The following is a 24,607-nucleotide window of genomic DNA, read 5'->3' as shown; positions in this document are numbered from 1 at the left end:
GACCGCCATGGGTGCAACCGCCACCACCGCCCCCTCGGCAGCCTCGCCGCTGCTGACGGAACGCGAACTCAGCAAGCTGCACTGGCGCTGCCGGCGCGGCCTGCTGGAAAACGATCTGTTCATCGAACAGTTCTTCACCCGTTTCGAGCCTGAGCTGAACCAGCGCCACGCCCAGGGCCTTGCGGCCCTGATGGACCTCGCCGACAACGACCTCCTGGACCTGCTGCTTTGCCGCAAGGAACCCAGCGAGACGCTGGATGCGCCCGAGGTGCATGAAGTGCTGGGCATGCTGCGGGAAAGCGGCGGCACCCCCGTGCTGGGCACCTGACGAGCGGGTTTTCTCGCTCTGAAAAGATCCCAGCCCCACCAGACCGGATGATCATCGGCAAACCTAAGGAAAGTAACAATGAAGCTAGCTGACAACAAAGCCACCCTGTCGTTCAGTAACGGCGGTCCCAGCGTGGACCTGCCGGTCTACCAGGGCACCATTGGCCCGGATGTCATCGACATCCGCAAGCTGTATGCGCAGACGGGCATGTTCACCTATGACCCAGGCTTCCTGTCAACGGCAGCCACCCAGTCGGCCATCACTTACATTGACGGCGACAAGGGCGAACTGCTGTACCGCGGCTACCCCATTGAGCAGCTGGCTGAAAACTGCGACTTCCTGGAAACCTGCCACCTGCTGCTGTACGGTGACCTGCCCAACGCAGCGCAGAAGACCGACTTCACGAGCCGCGTGACCAACCACACCATGGTCAACGAGCAGATGCAGTTCTTCCTGCGTGGCTTCCGCCGTGACGCGCACCCCATGGCCGTGCTGACCGGCCTGGTGGGCGCCCTGTCGGCCTTCTACCACGACAGCACGGACATCAACAATCCGCAGCACCGTGAGATCGCCGCCATCCGCCTGATCGCCAAGATGCCCACGCTGGTCGCCATGGCCTACAAGTACGGCATGGGCCAGCCCTACATGTACCCGCAGAACAACCTCTCGTATGCAGGCAACTTCCTGCGCATGATGTTCGGCACACCCTGCGAAGAGTACAAGGTCAACCCCGTGCTGGAACGCGCGCTCGACCGCATCTTCATCCTGCACGCAGACCACGAGCAGAACGCTTCGACCTCCACCGTGCGCCTGTGCGGCTCGTCGGGCACCAACCCGTTTGCGGCTATCGCGGCGGGCGTGGCCTGCCTGTGGGGCCCTGCCCACGGCGGCGCCAACGAAGCAGCGCTGAACATGCTGTACGACATCCAGGCCCAAGGCGGCGTGGAAAAGATCGGCGACTTCATCAAGCAGGTCAAGGACAAGAACTCCGGCGTCAAGCTCATGGGCTTTGGCCACCGCGTGTACAAGAACTACGACCCCCGCGCCAAGCTCATGCAAGAGACTTGCAATGAAGTGCTGGCCGAGCTGGGCCTTGAAAACGACCCGCTGTTCAAGCTGGCCAAGGAACTGGAAAAGATCGCCCTGGAAGACGACTACTTCGTGCAGCGCAAGCTCTACCCGAACGTGGACTTCTACTCCGGCATCGTGCAGCGCGCCATCGGCATTCCTGTGAACCTGTTCACCGGCATCTTCAGCCTGGCCCGCACCGTGGGCTGGATCGCCCAGCTCAACGAAATGATCGGCGACCCCGAGTACAAGATCGGCCGCCCCCGCCAGCTGTTCACCGGCTCCGAGCGCCGCGACGTGCCACCCCTGGCCAAGCGTTGACCGGTACGGCGCCCCGCGCGCCGTCCACCCCCTCCCGAAGCCCGCAGGCAGTGCCTGCGGGCTTTTTTCATGGGTGCCCCACACAGGCCAAGCCGTGCCGGATGCACATACTCCCCCCTAGTTAAAAGGCTTTTTGACGACCTAGCGCACGACCAGTATGGGGCTATCTTTTATACTGCTACCCAGTACAAAGGCAGCCCCCCGCACCCCACACCCGCAACCCATGCCCCACACCCCCGAAGACAAGCAACGCGCCATCACCCGACTGCGCCGCATCAAGGGCCAGGCCGAGGCGCTGGAACGCGCGGTGGAGGCGGGCAGCGACTGTGCCCCCATCCTGCAGCAGCTGGCGGCCATGCGTGGCGCCGTGCACGGACTGATGGCCGACCTGCTCGACAGCCATGTGCGCGAGACGCTGGCGGAAAAACCAGCACCGTCACAGCAGGCCATTGACGAAACACTGGCGTTGCTTCGCTCCTACCTCAAATAGACCGTCCCCATCCGATTGACCGAAAGGAACACCCCATGAAATCCCGCGCCGCCGTCGCCTTCAAAGCCGGAGAACCCCTGCAGATCGTCGAGATCGACGTCGCCCCGCCCAAGAAGGGCGAAGTGCTCATCAAGATCACCGACACCGGTGTGTGCCATACCGACGCCTTCACCCTGAGCGGTGACGACCCCGAAGGCCTGTTCCCCGTGGTGCTGGGCCATGAAGGCGCTGGCATCGTGGTGGAAGTGGGCGAAGGCGTGACCAGCGTGAAGCCCGGCGACCATGTGATCCCGCTCTACACCGCCGAATGTGGCGAGTGCCTGTTCTGCAAGAGCGGCAAGACCAACCTGTGCGTGAGCGTGCGCGCCACACAGGGCAAAGGCGTGATGCCCGACGGCACCACGCGCTTCAGCTACAACGGCCAGCCCATCTACCACTACATGGGCTGCAGCACCTTCAGCGAATACACCGTGGTGGCCGAGGTGTCGCTGGCCAAGGTCAACTCCAACGCCAACCCCGAGCAGGTCTGCCTGCTGGGCTGCGGCGTGACCACGGGCCTGGGCGCCGTCAAGAACACCGCAAAGGTGCAAGAGGGCGATACGGTCGCCGTGTTCGGCCTGGGCGGCATCGGCCTGGCGGTCATTCAAGGCGCCAAGCTGGCCAAGGCCGGGCGCATCATCGCCGTGGACACCAACCCCTCCAAGTTCGATCTGGCCCGCACCTTTGGCGCCACCGACTGCGTGAACCCCAAGGACCATGACAAGCCTATCCAGCAAGTCATTGTGGAGATGACGACCTGGGGCGTGGACCACAGCTTTGAGTGCATCGGCAACGTCAACGTGATGCGCGCCGCCCTCGAATGCGCGCACCGCGGCTGGGGCCAGTCGGTCATCATCGGCGTGGCAGGCGCGGGGCAGGAGATCAGCACCCGCCCCTTCCAGCTCGTCACCGGCCGCAAGTGGATGGGCACGGCGTTCGGCGGCGTCAAGGGCCGCAGCGAATTGCCCGGCATGGTCGAAGACGCGATGGCGGGCAAGATCCAGCTCGCGCCGTTTGTCACGCACACCATGGGCCTCAAGGACATCAACGAAGCGTTTGATTTGATGCACGAAGGCAAGTCGATCCGCTCCGTCGTTAAATACGCAGTGGCCTGACCCCTGCAGAGCAGCTAACGTTTGAGACGCCCGAACGCCCCGTTACCCGTTCGGGCTGAGCCTGTCGAAGCCATGGCACGCCTTGCCACCAACCCTTCGACAGGCTCAGGGCAAACGGGCTCGGTCTAAGGTCAATTTTCAATTCAAGCAAAAAAGACCTCTAACGCTTATCCATCAAGCGCTAGCAGCTATTATTTTCAGAGCATCTACCATGACCACCTCCCTGGAACTCCTCAGCACCCACGCCTGCTTTGGGGGCGAGCAGCGCTTCTACCAGCACGCCTCCACCGAAATCGGGCTGCCCATGAAGTTCTCGGTGTTCCTGCCCCCGCAGGCGCAGCAAGGGCCCGTGCCCGCCCTGCTCTTCCTGGCGGGGCTGACCTGCACCGAAGAAACCTTCATGGTCAAGGCCGGCGCCCAGCGCCTGGCGGCCGAGCTGGGCCTGGCCCTCATTGCGCCCGACACCAGCCCGCGCGGGGCCAATGCGCCGGGTGAGGCCGATAGCTGGGACTTCGGCGTGGGCGCAGGCTTTTATCTGGACGCAACCCAAGCGCCCTGGCACACCCACTGGCGCATGGAGAGCTACCTCCTGAAAGAGCTGCTGCCGCTGGTCTCAGCCCAGTTGCCCATCGACGGCACCCGCCTGGGCATCACCGGCCACTCGATGGGCGGGCATGGCGCGCTCACGCTGGCGCTGCGCCATCCGGGCCGTTTCCTGAGCCTGTCGGCCTTTGCCCCCATCTGCGCGCCCACCCAGTGCCCGTGGGGTGAGAAAGCCTTCACGGGCTACCTAGGTGCAGACCGCACGGGCTGGATCGAGCACGACGCCACGGTGCTCATGCAGCACCAGCCAGTCGCGCCTTACCCTGCAGGCATCCTCATCGACCAAGGCCTGTCCGACAAGTTTCTGGCCGACCAACTGCACCCACACCTGTTCGAAGCTGCGTGCCAGGCCATCGGCCAGCCGCTCAGCCTGCGCCGCCACGCGGGCTACGACCACGGCTACTACTTCATTCAGACCTTCATGGCCGACCACCTGGCGCACCACGCCAGAAACCTCCTGCCGCAGTCCGAACGTTAATGCGGCCTTAAGCCTCGGGCGCCACAGTGCGCCCCATGCCTTTGATACTGCAGCGCCTGCTGCTTCCCCACCTGGCCACGGGCGCCGCGCCCCGGCCCGCTTCCACCGCAACACGCCACCTGCACCCCGCCTGGGTGGTGGTGCTCATCAGCACCTGGCTGGCCACGGCCTGCAATGTGCCGCTGTGGCGCGAGGTGGCGCAGTTGCCGGGCCAGGGCAGCCTGCGCGGCTGGGGCTTTGCCATCGCGTTTGCGCTCATCGTGGCAGCGGGCAATGCCGCACTGCTGAGCCTGCTGGCCTGGCGCTGGACGCTCAAGCCCGCCGCCACCGTGCTGGTGGTGATGGCTGCGTTTGGCGCGTATTTCATGCTGGCCTACGGCGTGGCCATTGACGCCAGCATGCTCACCAACGTGCTGCAAACCGACGTCAAAGAGGCGGGTGACCTGCTCAACTGGCGCATGCTGGCCACCGTACTGGCGCTGGCCGTGCCACCGCTGTGGTGGCTGCTGCGCCGCCCCGTGTTGCGGCTGAGCACCCTGCGCCACGCGGCGCACAACGGGCTGCTGCTGGCGGGCGCCATCGCCGTCATCGTGGTGTGCCTGCTGCTGGTGTTCCAGGACTTTGCATCGACCATGCGCAACCACACCAAGCTGCGCTACCTGATCAACCCGCTCAACAGCGTGTACGCGCTGGGCAACATCGCCACCAAGCCCCTGCGCATGGACACCAGCAAGCTGCTGCCCCTGGGGCGCGATGCACAGCTGGGCGCCAGCTATGCGGGCCAGGCCAAGCCCCCGCTGCTGGTGCTGGTGCTGGGCGAAACCGGCCGCAGCGGCAACTTCGGCATCAACGGCTATGAGCGCAACACCACACCGCTGCTCGCGGCCCGCACGGACCTCGTCAGCGCCCGCAACGCCTGGTCGTGCGGCACCAGCACCGCAGCATCGGTGCCCTGCATGTTCTCGCACCTGGGCCGCACGGGCTACGAAGCGCGCGCTGCCAACTTTGAAAGCCTCATCGACGTGCTGCACCACGCAGGCCTGGCCGTGCTGTGGGTAGACAACCAGTCTGGCTGCAAAGGCGTGTGCGACCGCATTGGCGAGACCCTCACCAGCGCGCCAAAAAGCCCGACGCCAGACCCCGCCCTGTGCCCCGGCGGCGAATGCCTGGACCGCGTGATGCTGCAAGACCTGGACACCCGCATCGCCGCCCTGCCCGCCGAACAGCGCCAGCGCGGCACCGTGGTCGTGCTGCACCAGATGGGCAGCCACGGCCCCGCGTACTACAAACGCTCGGCGCCCGACAACAAGAAGTTTGGCCCCGAATGCACATCCACCTCCCTGCAGGAGTGTGAGCGCCAGCAGGTCGTCAACGCGTATGACAACAGCGTCGTGGAGACGGACTTTTTCCTCGATTCAGTGCTCAAATGGCTCACAGCGCAGGATAGCAAAGCGCAAACAGCTATGATTTACGTAGCAGACCACGGCGAATCACTGGGCGAGAACAACCTCTACCTGCACGGCCTGCCCTACTCCATTGCGCCCGACGTGCAAAAGCATGTGCCGTGGATCACCTGGCTCTCGCCCGCCATGCAGGCGCGCACCCAGGTCGCCACCGGCTGCCTGCAGCACGAGCTGGCCGAGCGGCGCATCACCCACGACAACTACTTTCACTCGGTGCTGGGGCTGATGGATGTGAAGACCGGGGCGTACAGCGCGGGGCTGGACATGTTTGCAGGCTGCCGACAGGCGGCGGGGGCGGCCAGAGCGGCGGGCTGACGCGGAGTCGGGCCTGCCCGGGCGCCATGCCCCAACCGCAACAATGAACTTCTGCGCGCCTCACGCCGCCCCTGGCAGCAGCAGAATCTTGCCGACGTTGACGCCAGATTCCATGCGACTGTGGGCCTGCGCGGCATCTGCCAACGGGTAGGTGCTGTCAATCACCGGCCAGATCGCACCGGCCGCCAGCGCAGGCAGCCACCGCTCGGCAAAGCGCTGCACCATGGCCTGCTTGACCTCGGGCGGGCGCGACTTCATCACCGTGCCAAAGATCTGCAGATGGCGGTACAGCACGGCGTCCATCGGCAACGTGGCGCCTTGCGCACCACCCAGCAAGCCCACGGCCACCATGCGCCCGCCCACGGCCAACGACCGCACGTTGCGCTCCAGGTATGGCGCACCAATGAAGTCGATCACCACGTCCACACCTTTACCGTCCGTTGCCTGCGCCACCACGGCCGCAAAGTCCTCGCTGCGGTAATCAATGAACACATCTGCGCCAAAGCCCAGCACTGCATCGCGCTTGTCACCGCTTGCTGTGCCAAACACCCGTGCGCCCGCCGCTTTCGCCAGTTGCACCGCCGCCGAGCCCACGCCGCCTGCGGCTGCGTGGATCAGCACCGACTCGCCCGCCTGCAGGTTGGCCAGGTGGAACAGCGCCTCGTGTGCAGTCACAAACACCTCTGCCACCGCACCCGCTGCCACCAGGCCCAGGCCGTCCGGCACATGCATGGCCATGCGGTGGTCGATGCGCGACAGCTCGGCGTAGGCCCCGCCGCCCACAATGCCCATCACACGGTCGCCCACGGCAAAGCCGCGCACCAGCGGGCCCACCTCGACCACCGTGCCCGCGATCTCCAGCCCCATGGTGTCCGCATCGCCAAAGTAGGCGCGACCGTAAGCCCCCTTGCGGTGCAACAGATCAGCGCGGTTCACGCCGATGGAGGCGTTGCGCACCAACAGGTCGTGCGGACGCACCTCGGGGGTCGGGACCTCCCGGGCCACCAGCACCTCAGGCCCACCGAAGTCGTCGAACACGATGACCTGCATGGTGGGTGGTACGGCGGTCTGCACAGTGGCGGGATGTTGTTCACTCAAAGCGGTGGGCATGGGTTGCAGTCCTCAAAAATGTCATTCAGGCCTGCAAGGTTACCGCGCCAACACACCATTCAAACGCAGCAATTTCGCTCTGTAGTGATGCAAAATTGCATCACGCCCACCCGATGAACACCACCATGAACTGGGACGACACCCGCGTCTTTCTCGCGCTGACAAGAGCCCCCTCCTTGCGCGCCGCCGCGCGCAGCCTGGGCATCGACCAGGCCACCGTGGGGCGGCGGCTGAATGCACTGGAGGCCGAGCTGGGCGCCAAGCTGTTCCTGCGTGCCAAAGATGGATACCTGCTCACGCCGGCAGGCGAAACGGCCTTGGCAGCCGCCCGCCGCATGGAAAGCGCAGCCCTCGACCTGCGCACCAAAATCGAAGGCCAGGACGAAAACCCCGGCGGCATCGTGCGCGTCACCAGTACCGACTCCATCGCCATCGACCTGCTGCTGCCCGCAGTCGAGCGCCTGCAGCGGCACTGGCCCCACATCCGTGTGGACCTGGAGGTCTCCACCCAGTTGCTCAGCCTCAGCCGCAGGCAGGTGGACATTGCGTTTCGCAACGTCCGCCCGGAGACGCCCGACCTGGTCGTGCGCCGCGTGGTGTCATGGCCGGTGGGCCTGTTTGCCAGCGCGGGCTATATCGAGCGCTTTGGCGAACCCGTGCCCGACGACGAGCTGCGGGGCCACCACCTGGTGGCCTATGGCCCCTACCTGGAGCACAGCCCGTTTCTGACCATGGCCGGTGTGCCCGCCCGCCAAGCCCGCATCGCCATGGCCGTGCGCTCCAGCCTGCTGGTGCGCAAGGCGGTGGCAGCGGGCATTGGCCTGGGTGAAATGCCGGTGTGGATGGGCGAGCGCGAAGGCCTGGTCCGCATCTGGCCCCAACGCCGCCGCGCCACCGATTACGAGGTCTGGCAAGTCATGCACCCCGACCTGCAGCGCACCGCACGCGTCCGCGCCACGGCAGAGTTTCTGTCGGAGGCATTTGGTCAGGCGTAGCGGAAAACGGCATGCTGCTTGGCGCTGCCTTCGCAACCAAGGCATCAGCAAACTGAACTGGCCGACCGACCGAAGAAGCAACCCATTCATCAGTCGGTCAGCGGCGGCAATACCTGCTGCGCCATACTCCGGCACTTATTCCACCTGCTTCATTCACCACCCCATGCAGCACACCATCCAGCACCAGGAGCAAGACGCCAAAGGCGCCTTCACCATCGAGAACAGCGGCCAGCGCCTGGCCGAGATGACCTACAGCCGCACCAACGCCACGATGGTCATCGTGGACCACACCGAGGTAGATCCATCACTCAGCGGGCAAGGTGTCGGACGCGCACTGCTCGACGCGCTGGTGCTGTGGGCGCGGGCTACGGGTACCAAAGTGGTCCCGCTGTGCCCGTTTGCCAAGGCACAGTTTGACAAGGATGTGGCTATTCGGGATGTGCTGGTTTAGGCAGGCCCTATAACGGGGACGCAACAGCCTCAACCCACTGATTGGATCCGCTCGCCGGGGTTTTTGCTTCTTGGAGTCAGACGTCGCCTGGGCAAAATGGCAGCACCATGCGCCAGCACTCCCATCCGTCGCACGAGCCGACTCACTTCGGCTAGCCACCAACTGCTGCTCAGGATCAGCGTACAGCATCACCAGGAGCGTCGCACTTGATTCGTCTCACCATCGCCATTGCATCCGTGGTTCTGCTCATCGGATGCGCGGGGCCCCGTTTTGATGCCGGACGGACAGAAACGGTACTTCCACTGCACCGTGCCTGGGTTGACGGGCGACAGGTGGAGTACATCACGACAGACATCTCGGACGGCGCCATGGCAGAGGCCGCCGGTGTGAACCACGTCCCTCGCCTGCGCGACGCCATCGCCGCGCGCCCCTCGGTGCTGGAGCGTGTGTACAAATTCTCGCAGGGCGAACAGATCAGCATCTTTCAATCTGCGCCACGTCCCGTGGGCGCGGCGAACACGGACCGAAGCTACAGCCCACTGTGGCGCCTCGTCCTGGTGACGAGAACGACACACCATCCGGGGCCCGAGCTGACATCGGAGGAGGAGCTATTGGCTGCCGAAGAAAAAGGCCTGGTCTCGCTCGAAGTCACCGATATCGTCATCAACTGCCCCGTAACGCGGGCTGTCGGTGGCGGGGGCCTGACAGGGGTGCGGTAAGACGAACCGCAGCTCAACCGGGTGTCAGTTCCTGGCGTTCCACCAGGGCTGATGTGAGAAGCCGCATTGCTGCGCCTCTAAACCGTCGGCACCGTGCCCCCATCAATCACATGCTCCGAGCCCGATATCGCTCCCGCACGCGGTGACACCAAAAACGTGATCAGGTCGGCCACCTCTTGCGGCCTGGCGGGGCGGCCCAGCGGGATGCCGCCCAGCGACTGCATGATGATCTGCTTGCCGCCTTCGTAGTCCGTGCCTGCCTGGGTGGCCACGCGCTCGGCCAGGGCGACGGCAGCTTCGGTTTCGACCCAGCCGGGCGAGACGCTCAGCACGCGAACGCCTTGTGGCGTGACCTCTTTCGACAAGGCCTTGCTGTAGGTGGACAGGGCCGCCTTGGCAGCAGCGTAGGCGGTGGTGGACCCGGGCAGCGGCAGCACGCGCTGGATAGAGCTGACGTGGACGATGACGCCCGCGCCCAGGGCCAGCATGGCGGGCAACAAAGCGCGGTCCAGGCGCACGGCGGGCATCAGGTTCTGGTTCAGTTCGTTGAACCACTGCGCATCGTCCAGCGCTGCAAAGCCCCCGCCTGGCGCGCTGGAGCCGCCCACCACGTTGACCAGAATGTCCACGCAGCCCCAGTGCGTGAGCACCGCCTGCGCAACCTCTACAGCGCCTTCTGCGGTGGAGACGTCGGCAGGCACATACAGCACGCCGCCAATCGGGTGCGCAGGGGCTGAACGCGCGGTAGCCATCACCTGCACACCGGCGTCCACCAAAGCCTGCACCACGGCAGCGCCCACGCCTTTGGTGCCGCCCGTGACGAGTGCGCGCTGGCCGCGCAGTTGAAGGTCGAAGCTCATACCGTCATCTCCAGCGACGCAATCAGGCCACGCTCAAGGCGAAAGCGGTAGCGCAGATCGACCGGGCTACCAGGGAAGTTGCCCTCGACGCGGCTGGTGACGAACTGGTGGCCGTCGCTCTGCTGCAGCGCAAAGGGTTCGGTGGTGTACGTGTACTTTGTCGATGCCGCGGCCTTCCAGGCCTTGATGGCGTCGATGCCCGAATGGGTGCGGCCCTCGTCCTTGACGACGGCCTGTGCCGTGAAGCACCGGGCAATGGCCTCAGCGTTCTTTTGTTGGTCGGCCGCAAAGTAGGCGGCAATGGGGTCAGGGAGGCTCAAAGGGGTCATGGTGACGATCTCCTTGGTTTAGGGATGAGCTGCGCAACTCCCCGCGGTCTGTGATAGCGCGGTCTCGGGCTGTCCACTGCGTTGCTTTTCTTGCCAATAGCGCGGCTATTGGCAAGAAAAGACGCCTTGTGCCCCATCCCGATCCGCGCTACCACCGCCTCGCGAGGGTTATGCAGGTCACCCCTAGTCGTTGGGTTGGTGGAGTCGTCAGGATGCGCCTGCAGAACCAATTAGTGAATGGCCTAGAATTTGAATAAGCTATGTAGAAAAAAATACAGAATGCGCGGATCGGATTTTGCAGAACTGAAGGCCTTTGCCGCCGTGGTCGAGCGCGCGAGCTTTGCGCGCGCGGCGGAGCACCTGGGGCTGTCGCCGTCGGCGCTGAGCCAGACGATTCGCCAGCTGGAAGCCCGCTTGGGCGCGCGATTGCTGAACCGCACCACGCGCAGCGTGGCGCCCACGGCCACCGGGGCGCAGCTGTATGCGCGCATGGCCCCGCTATTTCGGGACATGGCCGACGCAGTGGCCGAAGCCAGTGCGTCGGCCAGCCAGATGGGGGGCACGCTGCGCATCAACACGCTGGGCATGGCCGCCACGCAGGTCATCGCGCCACGGCTTGGGCGGTTTCACCAGGCCCACCCGGATGTGGTGCTGGACATCGTGGTGGACGACGGGCTGAGCGACATCGTTGCGGGCCGCTTTGATGCGGGCATCCGCGTGGGCGGGCGGCTGGAAAAAGACATGATCGCCGTGCGCCTAACACCGGACGTGAAGATGATTGCCGTGGCCTCGCCCGACTACCTGGCGCAGCGCGGCACGCCCAAGGCGCCCGCCGACCTGCACGGCCACGCGTGCATCAACTGGCGGCTTCAGATGGATGGCCGGACCTACCGCTGGGAGTTCGAGAAAAAAGGAAAACGGGTGGAGATTGCGGCAGAAGGACCGCTGGTGACCAACCACTCGGACATCGGCGTGGCTGCGGCCGTGCAGGGCCTGGGCATTGCCTATGCATTTGACCGTGAGCGGGTGGACAACCACATCGACCAGGGGCAGCTGGTGCAGGTGCTTGCCGACTGGTCGGTGGCAAAGCCCGGCCTGTTCCTGTACTACTCCAACCGGCGCCATCCATCACCGGCATTGACGGCTTTCATCGACTGCCTGCTGGACCGTGATCTGCCAGAACCCATGCCTGGCTTGCAACGCCCATCAGTGAATGCGGCTGTGCAGAGGACTCCACGTCGGTAATGGGGTCTTGGGTGGCCGATATCAGCCATTCAAGCCAGAAGCGTCGCCCTCACCGGCCTTCCATCCACCCCTTCACCTCGCCCATCAGATGCCCCCGGAACACCTCCGCAATCGGTGACAGCTGCTTGCCCTTGGGCCAGACCAAGTGCCATTGCGACTGGATGGGGAAGCCTTGCACGTTGAGCACGGCCAGACCCTCGTGGTGGGGGCCGAGGCTGTGGCGGGAAACGATGGAGACGCCCAGCTGGCCTTCCACCGATTCCTTGATGGCCTCGTTGCTGCCCAGCTCCAGTACGGCGCTGGGAACAAAGCCCAGCTGGCGCAGATGCGCGTCGGTGGCCATACGGGTACCGGAGCCTTTTTCGCGCAGGATGAAGCGCTCGGCCTGCAATTGCGTGAACTTGACGCGCTTTTTCGCGGCGAGTGGGTGGCCTGCGGCGGCGATGACGACGAGCGGGTTGGGCATGAGGATGTGGTCTTCCAGCGGCAAATCGGCCGGCGGCATGGACATGACGTAGAGGTCGTCCAGGTTGCTACGCAGCCGGTTGATGACATGGTCGCGGTTGAGCACCTCCAGCGAGATGTCGATCTGCGGGTGCAGCTTGCAGAAGCTGCCCAGCAGACGCGGCACAAAGTATTTGGCGGTGCTGACCACGGCGACCTTGAGGCGTCCGCTGGTGAGGCCCTTGGCGCCAGACACGCGCTGCTCAAACGCATCCCACTCGCCCGCAATGGCGCGCGCGGTGCGGGCCAGGGCATGCCCCGCTTCGGTGAGGTGCACGCGGCGCGAGATGACTTCGTACAGCGGCAGGCCCACGGCCTGAGACACCTCGCGCAGCTGCATGGAGGCGGTGGGCTGGGTGACGTGCATGACCCGGGCGGCGGCGCTGACGCTGCCGGTTTCGGCCAGCGCCAGAAAAAGGCGCAGCTGGCGAAAGGTGATGTTCATAGATTTTTATCTATAGATAAGCGCATTCGAATCGATTTTACTTTGCACCCTGCACTGCATAGCATTGGCGCCCAAGGAGTTGAATGATGCAAAGCTTGCTGGACCCTGCGATCCTGTTTTTTGCCCTGGGTGTGTTTGCGGGCCTGGTGCGGTCCAACCTGGAGATGCCTGCGGCGATCTCGAAGTTCTTGTCGATCTACCTGCTGATGGCACTGGGCCTCAAGGGCGGGTTTGCGCTGGCGGCATCGGGCTTCACGCCCAGCGTGGCCACCGGCCTGGGGCTGGCGGTGCTGCTGGCCATTGTGGTGCCGCTGGTGGGCTATGTGCTCTTGCGGCGGGTGCTGTCGGGCTTCAATGCGGCGGCGGTGGCAGCCACCTATGGATCGGTGAGCGCGGTGACGTTTGTGACGGCCACGCAGTACCTGGAGTCGCAACACATCGCCTACGGCGGCCACATGGCGGCGGCGATGGCGCTGATGGAGTCGCCCGCCATCATCCTCGCAGTGCTGCTGGCGAATGCGCTGCGGCAAAAACAGCAGGCGGTGGCCATGGCCACCGCCGCCCCGCCCGTGGTAGCGATGACAGGCGGGGGCGCCGCCACGCTGGGCGGTCATGGCCCGGGCAACGTCAGTGGGAAGGGCGGCCCGCACCTGTCGGTGGGCAAGATCCTGCACGAGTCGTTCACCGATGGCACGCAGTTGCTGCTGCTGGGCGCGATGCTGATCGGCCTGCTGACGGGCGATGCGGGCAAGGCGGCCATGCAGCCGTTTTCGGGTGATCTGTTCAAGGGCATGCTGTGCCTGTTCTTGCTGGACATGGGCCTATCGACCGCACGCAACCTGCCTGCGGTGCGCCAGCAGTCGCCCTGGCTGCTGGCCTATGCGGTGCTGGGCCCCATCACCCACGCCACGCTGGCGCTGGGACTGGCCTGGCTGGTGGCCGTGCCCGCAGGCGATGCGGTGCTGCTGATGGTGCTGGCGGCCAGTGCCTCTTACATCGCCGTACCTGCGGTGGTGCGCTATGCCATCCCCGAGGCCGACCCGTCGCTGTATGTGAGCCTGTCGCTGGGGCTGACGTTTCCGCTCAACATCGTGCTGGGCATTCCGCTGTACACGCAGGTGGTGCAAAGCCTGTGGGCCGTGTGAGGGGGCGATGCATACAGCCCACACGTGGCCCCTGGCGTGCGCTTGCAGAGCCTGCTTCAATTGCTATCATTTAGATAGCTATTGAGGCATACCGGATGCGCGGAAGCGGCCATTTTTTGGCTCTTCTAGCGAATGCTAGTGATGCCTCTTTAATCGCGCCCCATGGCCCTGATCTTTAAGGTACGACGCCTTTGCGTCTGCCCCAGGAGAAGGCCATGCGACAGCAACAGATGACGCGCTTGATCCACAGCTTGCCCCAGCTGACGCACCACCAGCGCCAGCAACTGGCAAGCTCCCTGCAGGTGCTGCTCGATCACAGTCAAGCCATCGCCGTTGTAGAAGCGCACAGCGGCGGTTCCCGGGCTTGCCCGCATTGCAACAGTTCCCTGCTTGTCAAGAACGGCTCGGCCAATGGGCTTCAACGCTTCAAGTGCCGCCATTGCGCGCGCACCTTCAACGCCTTGACTGGAACACCGCTGGCGCGTTTGCATCTGCGGGACAAGTGGATGGGTCAGACACAAGCTTTGGGCGAAGGCCTCTCGCTCAATCAGGTGGCCCAGCGCCTGGGCGTGGCACAAAGCACCGCCTTTCGCTGGCGTCACCGCTTCCTGGCCTGCCCAAGCAACCAGCAGGCTCGCCAGCTTGTGGGCATTGCCGAGGCCGATGAGTCCTACTTCCTGGTCTCCTGCAAGGGTCAAAGAGGGTTGCTGCGCAAGGCCCGTCGCCGGGGAGGTAAAGCGCTGGCTGGCTGCAAGGGTTCGGAGTACACACCCGTACTGATGGCGCGAGACCGTGCGGGAGCAACGGTCAACCTCATCCTGGAGACGAACAAGGCCGTCAGTGTGCAAGCGGCACTCAAGCCCTTGTTGCCACCGGACACCATCCTGTGCACCGATGGCAGCGTCACTCTGGCCAGTGCAGCGCGGCTCTTGGGTGTGCAGCACCAGGCAGTGAACGTGAGCCGGGGCCAGCGGGTGAGCGGCCCCTGGCATGTGCAGAACGTCAATGCCTATGTCAGCAGGCTGCGCGGCTGGATGCAGCACTTCAAGGGCGTTGCAACGAAATACCTTGATTCGTACCTGGGGTGGTTCAGGTTGTTGGACCGATCAGGCCCGATGGGCCCACAGCCCGCGCTGGTGCTGGGTGCGGCCATGGGGAATCAAGACGTCACTAGCATTCGCTAGAAGAGCCCATTTTTTATTCAAATTTACAACCCACTGCGCCACACAGCCGGGTCAGAACAGGCTGCTTTGCCCCTGCAGCAGCCCGGGGCGGAACTGGCCCAGGTCCAGCTCCACGCGTTCGCGGTTCAGGCCCAGCTTGCGGCAGGTGGTGGCAAAACGCTGGCGCACCAGGTCGGCCCACAGGCCGGTGCCTTTCATGCGGGTGGCGAAGTCGCTGTTGTAGGTTTTGCCCGCGCGGCGCTCGGCGTCGCTCAGGTGGTGCAGGTCTTGCACACGGGCCATCACGCGCGCGGCACGCTGGGGGTAGTGCACCTGCAGCCATTCGCGAAACAGCGCATCCAGCTCCCACGGCAGTCGCAGCACGGTGTAGAAGGCGCTGCGCGCGCCCGCGTCGCGCGCAGCCTCCAGCACCTGTTCCATGTCTTCAGTGATGAAGGGGATCTGTGGCGCCACGCTCACGCCCACGGGCACACCCGCCTCGGCCAGCGCGCGGATGGTGCGCAGGCGCCGGTGGGGCGCGGCGGCACGGGGTTCCATGCGGCGGGCCAGGGTAGCGTCGAGCGTGGTGATGGTGACGTACACCGCAGCCAGGCGCTGCGCGGCCAGCGGGGCGAGCAGGTCCAGGTCGCGCTCCACGCCGCTGGACTTGGTGATGAGCGAAAACGGGTGGCGCGCGTCGCGCATCACCTCGATCACGCTGCGGGTGAGCTTCAGCTCGCGCTCCACGGGCTGGTAGCAATCGGTGGCCGAGCCAATGTTCAACAGGCGCGGCACATAACGCGGCTGGGCCAGCTCGTGCCGCAGCACGCTGGCGATGTTGTGCTTGGCCACGATCTGCGTTTCAAAGTCCAGCCCGGGCGAAAAGTTGAGGTAGCTGTGCGTAGGCCGGGCGTAGCAATAGATGCAGCCGTGCTCGCAGCCCCGGTAGGGGTTGACCGAGAGTTCAAAGAAGATGTCCGGCGAATCGTTGGCGCAGATGGCGCTGCGCGCTGTTTCGAGGTGCACCCGGGTGGCGGCGGGGGTGGCTGGGACATCGCCTGCACCGTCCTCATCACCAGGCGGCTGGCCCCAGCCGTCGTCGGCCACCTCGCGCGTGTCGCGCGCAAACCGGTGCGCCAGGGCCGTGGCCGCGCCCCGGCCACGGATGGCCTGCAGCGGGATGCGGACCTCTTCGGGCGGCGCAGGGATGTCGGACTTGTCCGTGAAGGTGCGAGACATAACTGTATGAATATACAGACATTTGGTGCTGCGTGCTTGCCCCTCCGCCCCCGCAAGCATGCGCGCGGCCTTGGCACGGTTTACTCCTTGAACAGCTGCTCGATCAGCCCCCGCATCCACTGGTTGCCGGGGTCGCTTTCAAAGCGGCGGCTCCAGTGCAGCGACACCGTGAAGTCACGCAGCGGCAGCGCCGGCTCGATCAGGGTGTAGCCACCGTCGGCCGCAAAAGTGCGTGCGATGTTGCGGGGCATGACCACGGCCAGGTCCGTGGCCCGCACGATGGCGGGCAGCACCATGAAGTGCTCGGTGGTCAGGCGGATGCGGTCCTGCAACTGTTGCATCTCCAGAATGCGCAGGGTGTCGGAGTGGGTGCGCACGGCCACAAACTCCAGCTGGCGCAGGGCGCTGAGCAGGACGGGGCCGCTGCGCCTGGTGGCGGCGAAGGGGTGGCCTGCGCGCAGCAGCACCACGTAGCGGTCCTGGAGGAGCTGCACACGCTGCGTGTCCTTCACCGTGGGCAAAAAACCAAAGGCATAGTCGATGGCGCCGCTGTCCAGCCGCTGGGGGATCTCGTGGCGTGGCACGGGCAATGTCTCCAGCCGCACGCCGGGCGCCTGGCGCTGCAGCGCCACCATCAGGTCGGGCAGAAAGCGGCCCTCGCCAATATCGCTCATGTGGATGCGAAAGACCTTGCGCGACTGCAAAGGGTCGAACAAGGCCGACTCGTTGAGGGCCTCTTCCAGCAGGCCCAGCGCGCTGCGCACGGCGTTGGCCAGCCGGTCGGCCTTGGGGGTGGGCTGCACGCCGCCGCCCGCGCGCACAAACAGCGGGTCTTTGATCAGCAAACGCAGCCGCGTCAGCGCCTGGCTGGCTGCCGGCTGTGTCAGGTCCAGCAGCTCGGCGGCCCGGCTCACGTTGCGCGTGCGGTAGACGGCATCGAACAGGCGCAGCAGGTTGAGGTCGATGTCTTTGATATGCATTGAGTGAATACCGATTAGTCACTTCATTGTATTGATGGATAGAGAAAGCCGTCCGAAGATGCGGGGATGCCTTCAGAACAACCCCATCTCCCCACCGTGCGCGAGGCCGTGCTCGACCTGCTGCGCGGCTTTCACATCGATACCATCTTTGGCAACCCGGGCTCCACCGAGCTGCCACTGTTCCTCGACTTTCCCAGCGACTTCCGTTACATCCTGGGCCTGCAGGAATCGGTGGTGGTGGGCATGGCCGACGGCTATGCGCAGGCCACCCACAACGCCGCCTTTGTGAACCTGCACTCGGCGGCCGGCGTGGGGCACGCCATGGGCAATATCTTCACGGCACACAAGAACCGCACGCCCATGGTCATCACGGCCGGGCAGCAGGCGCGCTCCATCCTGCCGTTCGACCCCTTCCTGTTCTCGGGCCAGGCCACCGAGCTGCCCAAGCCCTACGTGAAGTGGAGCGTGGAGCCCGCGCGCGCCGAAGACGTACCCCTGGCCATCGCCCGCGCCTACTACATCGCCATGCAGCAGCCGCGTGGGCCGGTGCTGGTGTCTATCCCCGCCGACGATTGGGACAAGCCTTGCGAGCCGCTGAAGGCGCGCACCGTGAGCACCGAAACGCGTCCCGAGCCCCGCGTGCTGGAGGCCATTGGCGATGCACTGGATGCCGCGCGGCGCCCCGTCTTCGTGGTGGGCGCCGCCGTGGACCGCGACCGCGCCTGGAACGGCGTGCTGGCGCTGGCCGAACGGCACAACGCCGCCGTGTGGATCGCGCCCATGTCCGGCCGCTGCGGCTTTCCGCAGGACCACCGCCTGTTTGCGGGTGTGCTGCCCGCCATGCGCGAGAAGATCGTGGCGCTGCTCGGCGGGCACGACCTGGTGTTTGCGCTGGGCGCCGCCGCATTCACCTACCACGTGGAAGGCTTTGGCCCGCACGTGCCGCCGGGCGCGCAACTGATGCAGCTGATTGAAGACCCCGGCACCGCCGCCTGGACGCCTGATGGCACCTCGGCCGTGGGCAGCATTCGGCTCGGGGTGCTCGACCTGCTGGCGCGCCCCGCACCACCGCCACGCGCCTTGCCACAACCGCGCCCCGCACGCCCGCGTGTGGAGCCCACGGGGCCGCTGATGAGCGTGCCCTATGTGATGCAGACCCTGGCCGAGGTGCGCGACGCGGCCACCATCGTGGTGGAAGAAGCCCCGAGCTCGCGCGCCGCCATGCACGCCTACCTGCCCATTGTGCAAAGCGAAACCTTCTACACCATGTGCAGCGGCGGCCTGGGCTATGGCATGCCGGCCGCCGTGGGCGTGGCGCTGGCCAAACCCGACAAGAAGGTGATCGGACTGCTGGGCGACGGCTCGGCGATGTATTCCATCCAGGCCCTGTGGAGCGCGGCGCAGCTGAAGCTGCCTATCACCTTCATCATCCTCAAGAACCGCCGCTACGCGGCGCTGCAGGAGTTTGCCCCCACCTTCGGCTTCCACGAAGGCGACAAGCTCGAAGGCACCGACCTGCCGGATCTCGACTTCCTCGCGCTCGCCCGTGGCCAGGGCTGCGAGGCTGTGCGTGTGAGCGACCCCGCCTTGCTGCACCAGGCGCTGCGCGATGCACTGGCCAGCCCGCGCGCCATCCTGGTTGAGGTGGACGTGGCCTGACAGGCCCTGCACAAACCGTTCTTCCCGGCTCACCCCATCACCACAACACACCAGACCCGGCGCACCCGGGCGCTCACCTTGACTGGAGACAACCATGCACATCGTTCACAACCCGCCCTCCCCAACCACCCGCCACCTGCTGCGCACGCTGGCATGCGCCGCTGCCAGCGTGCTGCTCAGCACCGCCGCCATGGCAGACACCTGGCCCAGCAAGCCGATTAAAGTCATCGTCAACTTCCCCGCCGGGGGCGCCGCCGACCAGATTGCGCGCGCCGTCACCCAGCCCCTGCAGGCCGTGCTGGGACAGCCGGTGGTGGTGGAAAACCGGGGCGGTGCGGGCGGCAACATCGGCGGGGAGGCCGTGGCCAAATCCCCGGCCGACGGCTATACCCTGCTCATGAGTTCGGGCGGCATGGTGTCGGTCAACCCGCACCTGTATCCCAAGATGCCTTTCGACCCCGTCAAGGACCTGACACCCGTGGCTGCTGCTGCACGGGTGCTGGTCTTCCTGGAGGTGCGCCCCACACTGCCGGTCAACACCATCCAGGAGTTCCTCGCGCACCTGAAGGCCAACCCCGGCAAGCTGAGCTTTGGCACGCCGGGCAACGGCAGCTCGCCCCACCTGGCGGCCGAGATGCTCAAGACCCAGGCCAATGTATTTGCGGTGCATGTGCCCTACCGGGGCGCGGCACCGGCCATGCAGGACCTGCTGGGTGGGCAACTGGACTTCATGTTCGACCCAGGTATCGGCCTCTCGCATGTGAAAGCGGGCAAGCTCCGGCTGCTGGCCGTGGGCAGCGCCAAGCGCTCACCCCTCTTCCCGGACGTTCCCACACTGGACGAAGTGGGCCTGAAGGGCTTTGACGCAGACACCTGGTTTGGTTTTTATGCACCGGCGGGCACACCGCCCGACGTGGTCACGCGCCTGAACCGCGAGATCAACAAGGTGCTGGGCACGCAGGCCGTCAAGGACCGCATCACGGCGCTGGGCGGGGTGCCCGCCCCCATGTCGCCCACCGACTTCAACGCACGGGCTTCCATCGACAGCGCACGGTTTGGCGCCCTGATCAAGGCGCGCAACATCCAGGGAGATTGACCGCGCGCGGCAGTGCGAGATTCGCGATGGTCTACAGTCCCGCGCTTTGTCACCACCTTAGAGGTACTGCCATGGCGCGCAAGCCCCAGATCATCCTGTCGTCGCTCGACGTTGACCGCATCGAAGCCCTGCTGGCCGCCATCCCGGCCAGTGTCTTCCCGGGCAAGGCGGACCTGCAAGCAGAGCTGGACCGGGCCGATGTGGTGCCGCCCGAGGACATCCCGCCCAACGTGGTGACCATGAATTCCACCGTGCAGTTCTCCATCCTGGAGACGGGCAAGGAGTTCTGCCTGACCCTGGTCTACCCGCGCGACGCGGATGGCACTGCGGACCGCATCTCGATCTTCGCGCCCGTGGGCAGCGCCCTGCTGGGCCTGGCGGTGGGCGATGAACTGGCCTGGCCCGGACCGGGCGGCAAGTCGATGACGGTGCGCGTGAAAGACATCCTGTACCAGCCTGAAAGTGCCGGCGAACTGCATCGTTGAATTCGGGACACCCCCCTGAGGCGCTGCGCGCCTTCCCCCCGCTCTCACAGCGCTGCGCACTGCGGGCGGGGGACGCCGCCCTCGCTGCGGGGCGGCCCTTGCTTGGCTGCCCTGGCCTTTGAGCTCGCCGGTTTCTGAGGCTATGGGGTAGCAGGAGCCCGCTGGAGCACTGCGCGCCTTCTATTCCCGGCGAGCCCTGCCTGGAGGGTGCAAGTGCCACGGATTGGGGTGGTGCAAAGCGCCATGAGCCGCGACAATGGCAGCCGCCATGACCACACCGCCCGCACCACACACGCCAGACATCCCTCCATCGATTGACCAGTTCGACCCGGACTCGACGGTCGCATTCCAGCGGCGAATGGAGCGGGCTCCTGAATGGTTCTGCTCCTTCCTGGCGGGAAACAGCCGCGAAAAGAGCCGCCTCAAGCGCGAGATGGCAACAATGAAGGGCTCGGTGGTGTGGCTGGTGCAGCAGCGCCGCCAGGGCAACTGGGATGCCGCAGAGCGCGCCCATTTGCGGGATGTGATGCGGTCAGCCTCGTCCGTGAGTCCCTACCTGTTCATCTGGGTGATTCCGGGCTCGATGCTGATCCTGCCCTTCATGGCCTGGTTTCTGGACCGGCAGCGCAAGCGGCGCGAGCGCAAGCTACAGCGTTGAAGAGCTCTTCACGAGCCCTCATTCAGAACCCGTTGTTGGTAACAGCCACCAGCAGACCGGTGCCCACCAGCCCCGCCTGCCAGCGCAATGCGGTGGACCAGGTGGGCACATGCCGCTCCACCCGCAGGTAGAGCAGGCGCCCGGCGGCGAGGGACAGGACAAACGCCAGCAGCATGCCCAGTGCATTGGGCACCGGCGAAGCAGGCCACAAGTGGCTGACCACGGCATTGACCAGCAGGCACACGGCAAAGTGCACGAGGAAGATGGAGTAAGACATCTGCCCCACGCGAACCAGCGGCGCAAAACCGCCCCAGGCACGCAGACGTTCGGACCGCAACGCCACCACCAGGCACAGCGCCGTGACGAGCGCCACCACGATGCGGCCCCGGAAGTCCAGCGCCAGGGCCACACCGCCCAGCAGCACCATGGCGCTCAGCCACCCCACCGGGCTGGCTGCGCGCACAGCCCAGTACGCCAGCATGCCCAGGCCATAGGCACCCAGGAAGTAGATCGCCCACATGTCGAGCCCGGCCATGCGGTTGAAAACCCACAGCGACGCCGCCACACCTGCCACGATGAGCACCCGGGCCAAAACAGCCCCGTGCCGCTGGGCCCACACGCCCGGCAGGGCTCTGACGCCCGCCCAGAGCAGCACGCTCAATGCAAAAAGCTGGAAGTCGATGGCCACATACCAGACACCGGCAGACAGGGCATCTTCGTCCACGATGTCCTGCAGCAACAAGGCATTGGCCAGCAATTGCGCCAAGGTGGGTTCTCCCGGAACAGAAGAGTGCTCCATCCAGGGGCGCACCAAGGCGGCCACCACCACCGTCAGCAACAACGCCACCGCGTAGGGAACCACCAGCCGTACAAAACGCTTGGCCACTGCATTGCCAGCATGGTCAAACCGCGCCACGCCCTGGGGCGCCAGGCTGGCTGCGGCAAGGTAGCCGCCCAGCACCAGAAACACCTGCACCGCCATGCGCCCATAGTCATACAGCCAGGCCATCAAGGCGGGGGCGAGAGGCTGGGCGATGTCCGACATCGGGCCATAAAAGGCCAGGTGGTGCCAGACGATGGTGATGCACGCCACGCCCTTGACCATATCGATCAGGGGCATACGGGAAGGAGACGAAGACATGGGAGCGGGGAGGTATGGCATGTGCCGAGGCGGGGCCGCACCGGCAGACAAAAACCTCTATTGTCCCCCGCATCCAGCAGTTTGCGCAGCCCTAGAGCCTGCCGCAGTACCCCGCCTTCTGAAGGTGCAATTTCCTGAATTTTCAGAAATTACTGAAATTTCAAAAATCAAGCGCACAATACGTGCCTATATGACCTACGTCAACCATTTACCCCCTCTGAACCGCCAGTTCGTGGCCCACTTTGGCGAGATGGGCAGCCGCTGGGGCATCAACCGCACGGTCGGCCAGATGTATGCACTCATCTTCCTGTCTCCTCGCCCGCTCAACGCCGACGAGATTGCTGAAACGCTGGAGTTTTCGCGCTCCAACGTGAGCATGGGGCTCAAGGAGCTTCAGGCCTGGCGGCTGGTGAAACTGAGCCACCAGCCGGGCGACCGGCGCGAATACTTCGAGGCACCCAAGGACGTGTGGGAGATCTTCCGTGTGCTGGCCGAGGAACGCCGCCGCCGCGAGATCGAACCCACCTTGTCGATGCTGCGCATGGCGCTACTCGAAGAGCCCTCCTCCGATGAAGAGCGCCACGCCCAGGAACGCATGCGCGAGATGCACGAACTGATCGACCGGCTCATGACATGGTTCGACGACGTGCAGCGCCTGGCGCCTGAAACAGCGATGCAGCTCATGGGCATGGGCACCGCCGTTACCCGGGTGCTCGAATTCAAGGACCGGCTGACCGGCAAGGGCAGTCACTCGCCAAAGAGCAATCCCTCAGGAGTTTGACGCCATGGACGCCTTCACGCTCTCGCGCATCCAGTTCGCGGCCAACATCAGCTTTCACATCCTGTTCCCCACCATCACGATTGCGCTGTGCTGGTTTCTGGTGTTCTTCCGCCTGCGGCACACGGCCACGCGCGGCACACCGGCGGCGCTGGGCTGGGAGCAGGCCTACTACTTCTGGACCAAGGTGTTTGCGCTGACCTTTGCGCTGGGCGTGGTGTCGGGCATCACCATGAGTTTTCAGTTCGGCACGAACTGGCCGGGCTTCATGGAGCATGTGGGCAACATTGCCGGACCGCTGCTGGGCTATGAGGTGCTGACGGCGTTCTTTCTGGAGGCCACCTTCCTGGGGATCATGCTGTTTGGCCGGGGGCGCGTGTCCGAGCGCATGCACCTTGTCGCCACGCTCATGGTGGCTTTTGGCACCACGCTGTCGGCTTTCTGGATTTTGAGTTTGAACTCGTGGATGCAGACGCCTGTGGGCTACAAGATCATCGATGGCAAGTTCCACGCGGTGGACTGGCTGGCGATTGTGTTCAACCCGTCCTTCCCCTACCGACTGGGCCACAAGCTGCTGGCATCGGCCCTCACGGCAGGCTTCTTGATCGCCGGGGTGAGTGCCTGGCAGTTCATCAAGGGCACGGCCAACGAAGGCACGCGCAAGGCCCTGCGCACGGCCATCACCGCCGTGGCCGTCGTGATCCCGCTGCAGATCTTCATGGGCGACCTGCATGGTCTCAACACGCTGGAGCACCAGCCCGCCAAGATCGCCGCTATCGAGGGCATCTGGCACACCGAGAAGGGTGCGCCACTTACGCTGTTTGGCCTGCCCAACGAGAAGGAAGGTCGCACCGACTACGCCTTGCAGATCCCCAAGGCGGCCAGCCTGATCCTGGCGCACGACGTCGACGCCGAGCTGAAGGGGCTCAACGAATTCCCAGGCGCCCATCCGCCCGTGGCGCCCGTTTTCTGGGGGTTCCGCGTGATGGTGGGTGTGGGCCTGCTCATGCTGGCCGTGGCCTGGGTGGGTGCTTTTGTGCTGTATCGCCGCCGCAAGCAAGACCTGGCCACCCTGCCCCGGCCACTGCTCTACACGCTGGTGGGTATGGCGTTCTCAGGCTGGGTGGCCACGCTGGCCGGGTGGTACGTGACCGAAATCGGTCGCCAGCCTTACCTGGTCTATGGCCTTTTCAAGACCGCCGACGCCGTGGCCCCCCACGCGCCCGCCATGGTGGCCAGCACGCTGGCTGCCTATCTCACCGTCTATGGGCTGCTGCTGGTGGCCTATGTGGGCGTGATCAAGTACATGGCCGAACACCCAGCCATGCCCACACCGGCGGCGTCCCATCCCGCGCCAGCCCCTCGCGCCGTTTAAGGAGGCCTTC

Annotated in this window: 25 protein-coding genes; 18 read left to right on the top strand and 7 right to left on the bottom strand. The window is 65.2% G+C overall.

Annotated features, from left to right (window positions below):
• Window positions 1-7 precede the first annotated feature (7 nt).
• The 6 genes from C8C94_RS01470 to C8C94_RS01445 all read left to right on the top strand — a co-directional run bounded on the left by C8C94_RS01470 (window position 8) and on the right by C8C94_RS01445 (window position 6,220).
• Entirely contained in the window at window positions 8-328 is a 321-nt protein-coding gene (locus C8C94_RS01470) for a succinate dehydrogenase assembly factor 2 (RefSeq protein WP_055393121.1), read from the top strand.
• Between the two features lie 78 nt (window positions 329-406).
• Window positions 407-1,717 (top strand): citrate synthase, encoded by a 1,311-nt coding sequence (locus C8C94_RS01465; protein ID WP_121419457.1) that lies wholly within the window; start codon window positions 407-409, stop codon window positions 1,715-1,717.
• A gap of 223 nt (window positions 1,718-1,940) precedes the next feature.
• Window positions 1,941-2,207, top strand: a complete 267-nt coding sequence (locus C8C94_RS01460) for a metal/formaldehyde-sensitive transcriptional repressor (RefSeq protein ID WP_055402789.1) — start codon at window positions 1,941-1,943, stop codon at window positions 2,205-2,207.
• 35 nt (window positions 2,208-2,242) lie between these two features.
• Window positions 2,243-3,361, top strand: coding sequence for an S-(hydroxymethyl)glutathione dehydrogenase/class III alcohol dehydrogenase (locus tag C8C94_RS01455; RefSeq protein ID WP_121419456.1), 1,119 nt, complete (start codon window positions 2,243-2,245; stop codon window positions 3,359-3,361).
• 211 nt (window positions 3,362-3,572) lie between these two features.
• On the top strand, window positions 3,573-4,442 hold the full coding sequence (gene fghA / locus C8C94_RS01450; protein WP_121419455.1) for an S-formylglutathione hydrolase: 870 nt from the start codon (window positions 3,573-3,575) through the stop codon (window positions 4,440-4,442).
• 35 nt (window positions 4,443-4,477) lie between these two features.
• Window positions 4,478-6,220 carry a phosphoethanolamine transferase gene (locus C8C94_RS01445; RefSeq protein ID WP_121419454.1) on the top strand — a complete coding sequence of 581 codons (1,743 nt, stop codon included), beginning with the start codon at window positions 4,478-4,480 and terminating at the stop codon, window positions 6,218-6,220.
• 60 nt (window positions 6,221-6,280) lie between these two features.
• On the opposite strand, the gene C8C94_RS01440 is transcribed toward C8C94_RS01445, so the two are convergent.
• Entirely contained in the window at window positions 6,281-7,270 is a 990-nt protein-coding gene (locus C8C94_RS01440) for an NAD(P)H-quinone oxidoreductase (protein WP_199731351.1), read from the bottom strand.
• Window positions 7,271-7,455: 185 nt separating this feature from the next.
• Here C8C94_RS01440 and C8C94_RS01435 point away from each other — a divergent pair, with 185 nt between their 5' ends.
• The 3 genes from C8C94_RS01435 (at window position 7,456) to C8C94_RS01425 (ending at window position 9,495) form a co-directional block, all read left to right on the top strand.
• The gene (locus C8C94_RS01435; RefSeq protein WP_121422633.1) at window positions 7,456-8,325 is read left to right on the top strand and encodes a LysR family transcriptional regulator; all 870 of its coding nucleotides are present in this window, start codon (window positions 7,456-7,458) and stop codon (window positions 8,323-8,325) included.
• On the top strand, window positions 8,312-8,776 hold the full coding sequence (locus C8C94_RS26010; RefSeq protein ID WP_370449706.1) for a GNAT family N-acetyltransferase: 465 nt from the start codon (window positions 8,312-8,314) through the stop codon (window positions 8,774-8,776). The genes C8C94_RS01435 and C8C94_RS26010 overlap by 14 nt, the downstream gene beginning before the upstream one ends.
• A gap of 206 nt (window positions 8,777-8,982) precedes the next feature.
• Window positions 8,983-9,495 carry a hypothetical protein gene (locus C8C94_RS01425; protein WP_121419451.1) on the top strand — a complete coding sequence of 171 codons (513 nt, stop codon included), beginning with the start codon at window positions 8,983-8,985 and terminating at the stop codon, window positions 9,493-9,495.
• A 77-nt stretch (window positions 9,496-9,572) separates the two neighbouring features.
• Here C8C94_RS01425 and C8C94_RS01420 read toward each other — a convergent pair whose 3' ends face one another.
• Window positions 9,573-10,355, bottom strand: coding sequence for an SDR family oxidoreductase (locus C8C94_RS01420; RefSeq protein WP_121419450.1), 783 nt, complete (start codon window positions 10,353-10,355; stop codon window positions 9,573-9,575).
• Window positions 10,352-10,684, bottom strand: a complete 333-nt coding sequence (locus tag C8C94_RS01415) for a nuclear transport factor 2 family protein (RefSeq protein ID WP_121419449.1) — start codon at window positions 10,682-10,684, stop codon at window positions 10,352-10,354. The genes C8C94_RS01420 and C8C94_RS01415 overlap by 4 nt, the downstream gene beginning before the upstream one ends.
• A 279-nt stretch (window positions 10,685-10,963) precedes the next feature.
• Here C8C94_RS01415 and C8C94_RS01410 point away from each other — a divergent pair, with 279 nt between their 5' ends.
• Window positions 10,964-11,929, top strand: coding sequence for a LysR family transcriptional regulator (locus C8C94_RS01410; protein ID WP_121419448.1), 966 nt, complete (start codon window positions 10,964-10,966; stop codon window positions 11,927-11,929).
• A gap of 49 nt (window positions 11,930-11,978) precedes the next feature.
• Here C8C94_RS01410 and C8C94_RS01405 read toward each other — a convergent pair whose 3' ends face one another.
• Window positions 11,979-12,878, bottom strand: coding sequence for a LysR family transcriptional regulator (locus C8C94_RS01405; protein WP_121419447.1), 900 nt, complete (start codon window positions 12,876-12,878; stop codon window positions 11,979-11,981).
• Between the two features lie 86 nt (window positions 12,879-12,964).
• Between C8C94_RS01405 and C8C94_RS01400 the strand changes: the two genes are divergently transcribed.
• Window positions 12,965-14,023, top strand: a complete 1,059-nt coding sequence (locus tag C8C94_RS01400) for a sodium-dependent bicarbonate transport family permease (protein ID WP_121422632.1) — start codon at window positions 12,965-12,967, stop codon at window positions 14,021-14,023.
• Between the two features lie 215 nt (window positions 14,024-14,238).
• Window positions 14,239-15,207, top strand: coding sequence for an IS1595 family transposase (locus tag C8C94_RS01395; protein ID WP_082437481.1), 969 nt, complete (start codon window positions 14,239-14,241; stop codon window positions 15,205-15,207).
• A gap of 51 nt (window positions 15,208-15,258) precedes the next feature.
• Here the strand turns inward: C8C94_RS01395 and C8C94_RS01390 are convergent, their stop codons facing one another.
• Window positions 15,259-16,425, bottom strand: a complete 1,167-nt coding sequence (locus C8C94_RS01390) for a PA0069 family radical SAM protein (protein WP_121419446.1) — start codon at window positions 16,423-16,425, stop codon at window positions 15,259-15,261.
• A gap of 80 nt (window positions 16,426-16,505) precedes the next feature.
• Complete coding sequence (locus tag C8C94_RS01385) at window positions 16,506-17,405, bottom strand: LysR family transcriptional regulator (protein ID WP_121419445.1); 900 nt, start codon at window positions 17,403-17,405, stop codon at window positions 16,506-16,508.
• A 66-nt stretch (window positions 17,406-17,471) separates the two neighbouring features.
• Here C8C94_RS01385 and mdlC point away from each other — a divergent pair, with 66 nt between their 5' ends.
• From mdlC to C8C94_RS01365, 4 genes are all read left to right on the top strand, one after another.
• Window positions 17,472-19,064 (top strand): benzoylformate decarboxylase, encoded by a 1,593-nt coding sequence (mdlC, locus tag C8C94_RS01380; protein WP_121419444.1) that lies wholly within the window; start codon window positions 17,472-17,474, stop codon window positions 19,062-19,064.
• A gap of 94 nt (window positions 19,065-19,158) precedes the next feature.
• Window positions 19,159-20,160: a tripartite tricarboxylate transporter substrate binding protein gene (locus C8C94_RS01375; RefSeq protein WP_121419443.1), complete on the top strand. Its 1,002-nt coding sequence runs from the start codon at window positions 19,159-19,161 to the stop codon at window positions 20,158-20,160.
• Window positions 20,161-20,231: 71 nt separating this feature from the next.
• Window positions 20,232-20,645, top strand: coding sequence for a nucleoside diphosphate kinase regulator (gene rnk, locus C8C94_RS01370; RefSeq protein ID WP_055394263.1), 414 nt, complete (start codon window positions 20,232-20,234; stop codon window positions 20,643-20,645).
• Between the two features lie 268 nt (window positions 20,646-20,913).
• Entirely contained in the window at window positions 20,914-21,303 is a 390-nt protein-coding gene (locus C8C94_RS01365) for a hypothetical protein (protein ID WP_055394290.1), read from the top strand.
• Window positions 21,304-21,325: 22 nt separating this feature from the next.
• On the opposite strand, the gene C8C94_RS01360 is transcribed toward C8C94_RS01365, so the two are convergent.
• Window positions 21,326-22,444: an acyltransferase gene (locus tag C8C94_RS01360; protein ID WP_121422631.1), complete on the bottom strand. Its 1,119-nt coding sequence runs from the start codon at window positions 22,442-22,444 to the stop codon at window positions 21,326-21,328.
• Between the two features lie 190 nt (window positions 22,445-22,634).
• On the opposite strand from C8C94_RS01360, the gene C8C94_RS01355 reads away from it, so the two are divergent.
• Together C8C94_RS01355 and C8C94_RS01350 are read left to right on the top strand one after the other, a co-directional pair.
• The gene (locus C8C94_RS01355) at window positions 22,635-23,225 is read left to right on the top strand and encodes a GbsR/MarR family transcriptional regulator (RefSeq protein ID WP_121419442.1); all 591 of its coding nucleotides are present in this window, start codon (window positions 22,635-22,637) and stop codon (window positions 23,223-23,225) included.
• Between the two features lie 4 nt (window positions 23,226-23,229).
• Window positions 23,230-24,597, top strand: a complete 1,368-nt coding sequence (locus C8C94_RS01350; protein ID WP_121419441.1) for a cytochrome ubiquinol oxidase subunit I — start codon at window positions 23,230-23,232, stop codon at window positions 24,595-24,597.
• Window positions 24,598-24,607: the final 10 nt, after the last annotated feature.

Origin of the sequence: Acidovorax sp. 94 (genome assembly GCF_003634645.1) — a bacterium.
Lineage (GTDB): Bacteria > Pseudomonadota > Gammaproteobacteria > Burkholderiales > Burkholderiaceae_C > Acidovorax > Acidovorax facilis.
The sequence above is the reverse complement of the archived record's forward strand: the minus strand, read 5'-3'. Positions and strand labels throughout refer to the sequence as shown.

What these genes read in the sequence shown, in the direction of transcription:
- C8C94_RS01470 (WP_055393121.1), top strand. Translation starts at nt 8, where the DNA reads ATGGGTGCAACCGCCACCACCGCCCCCTCGGCAGCCTCGCCGCTGCTG.
- C8C94_RS01465 (WP_121419457.1), top strand. Translation starts at nt 407, where the DNA reads ATGAAGCTAGCTGACAACAAAGCCACCCTGTCGTTCAGTAACGGCGGT.
- C8C94_RS01460 (WP_055402789.1), top strand. Translation starts at nt 1,941, where the DNA reads ATGCCCCACACCCCCGAAGACAAGCAACGCGCCATCACCCGACTGCGC.
- C8C94_RS01455 (WP_121419456.1), top strand. Translation starts at nt 2,243, where the DNA reads ATGAAATCCCGCGCCGCCGTCGCCTTCAAAGCCGGAGAACCCCTGCAG.
- fghA (WP_121419455.1), top strand. Translation starts at nt 3,573, where the DNA reads ATGACCACCTCCCTGGAACTCCTCAGCACCCACGCCTGCTTTGGGGGC.
- C8C94_RS01445 (WP_121419454.1), top strand. Translation starts at nt 4,478, where the DNA reads ATGCCTTTGATACTGCAGCGCCTGCTGCTTCCCCACCTGGCCACGGGC.
- C8C94_RS01440 (WP_199731351.1), bottom strand. Translation starts at nt 7,270, where the DNA reads ATGCAGGTCATCGTGTTCGACGACTTCGGTGGGCCTGAGGTGCTGGTG.
- C8C94_RS01435 (WP_121422633.1), top strand. Translation starts at nt 7,456, where the DNA reads ATGAACTGGGACGACACCCGCGTCTTTCTCGCGCTGACAAGAGCCCCC.
- C8C94_RS01420 (WP_121419450.1), bottom strand. Translation starts at nt 10,355, where the DNA reads ATGAGCTTCGACCTTCAACTGCGCGGCCAGCGCGCACTCGTCACGGGC.
- C8C94_RS01415 (WP_121419449.1), bottom strand. Translation starts at nt 10,684, where the DNA reads ATGACCCCTTTGAGCCTCCCTGACCCCATTGCCGCCTACTTTGCGGCC.
- C8C94_RS01410 (WP_121419448.1), top strand. Translation starts at nt 10,964, where the DNA reads ATGCGCGGATCGGATTTTGCAGAACTGAAGGCCTTTGCCGCCGTGGTC.
- C8C94_RS01405 (WP_121419447.1), bottom strand. Translation starts at nt 12,878, where the DNA reads ATGAACATCACCTTTCGCCAGCTGCGCCTTTTTCTGGCGCTGGCCGAA.
- C8C94_RS01400 (WP_121422632.1), top strand. Translation starts at nt 12,965, where the DNA reads ATGCAAAGCTTGCTGGACCCTGCGATCCTGTTTTTTGCCCTGGGTGTG.
- C8C94_RS01395 (WP_082437481.1), top strand. Translation starts at nt 14,239, where the DNA reads ATGCGACAGCAACAGATGACGCGCTTGATCCACAGCTTGCCCCAGCTG.
- C8C94_RS01390 (WP_121419446.1), bottom strand. Translation starts at nt 16,425, where the DNA reads ATGTCTCGCACCTTCACGGACAAGTCCGACATCCCTGCGCCGCCCGAA.
- C8C94_RS01385 (WP_121419445.1), bottom strand. Translation starts at nt 17,405, where the DNA reads ATGCATATCAAAGACATCGACCTCAACCTGCTGCGCCTGTTCGATGCC.
- mdlC (WP_121419444.1), top strand. Translation starts at nt 17,472, where the DNA reads ATGCCTTCAGAACAACCCCATCTCCCCACCGTGCGCGAGGCCGTGCTC.
- C8C94_RS01375 (WP_121419443.1), top strand. Translation starts at nt 19,159, where the DNA reads ATGCACATCGTTCACAACCCGCCCTCCCCAACCACCCGCCACCTGCTG.
- rnk (WP_055394263.1), top strand. Translation starts at nt 20,232, where the DNA reads ATGGCGCGCAAGCCCCAGATCATCCTGTCGTCGCTCGACGTTGACCGC.
- C8C94_RS01365 (WP_055394290.1), top strand. Translation starts at nt 20,914, where the DNA reads ATGACCACACCGCCCGCACCACACACGCCAGACATCCCTCCATCGATT.
- C8C94_RS01360 (WP_121422631.1), bottom strand. Translation starts at nt 22,444, where the DNA reads ATGTCTTCGTCTCCTTCCCGTATGCCCCTGATCGATATGGTCAAGGGC.
- C8C94_RS01355 (WP_121419442.1), top strand. Translation starts at nt 22,635, where the DNA reads ATGACCTACGTCAACCATTTACCCCCTCTGAACCGCCAGTTCGTGGCC.
- C8C94_RS01350 (WP_121419441.1), top strand. Translation starts at nt 23,230, where the DNA reads ATGGACGCCTTCACGCTCTCGCGCATCCAGTTCGCGGCCAACATCAGC.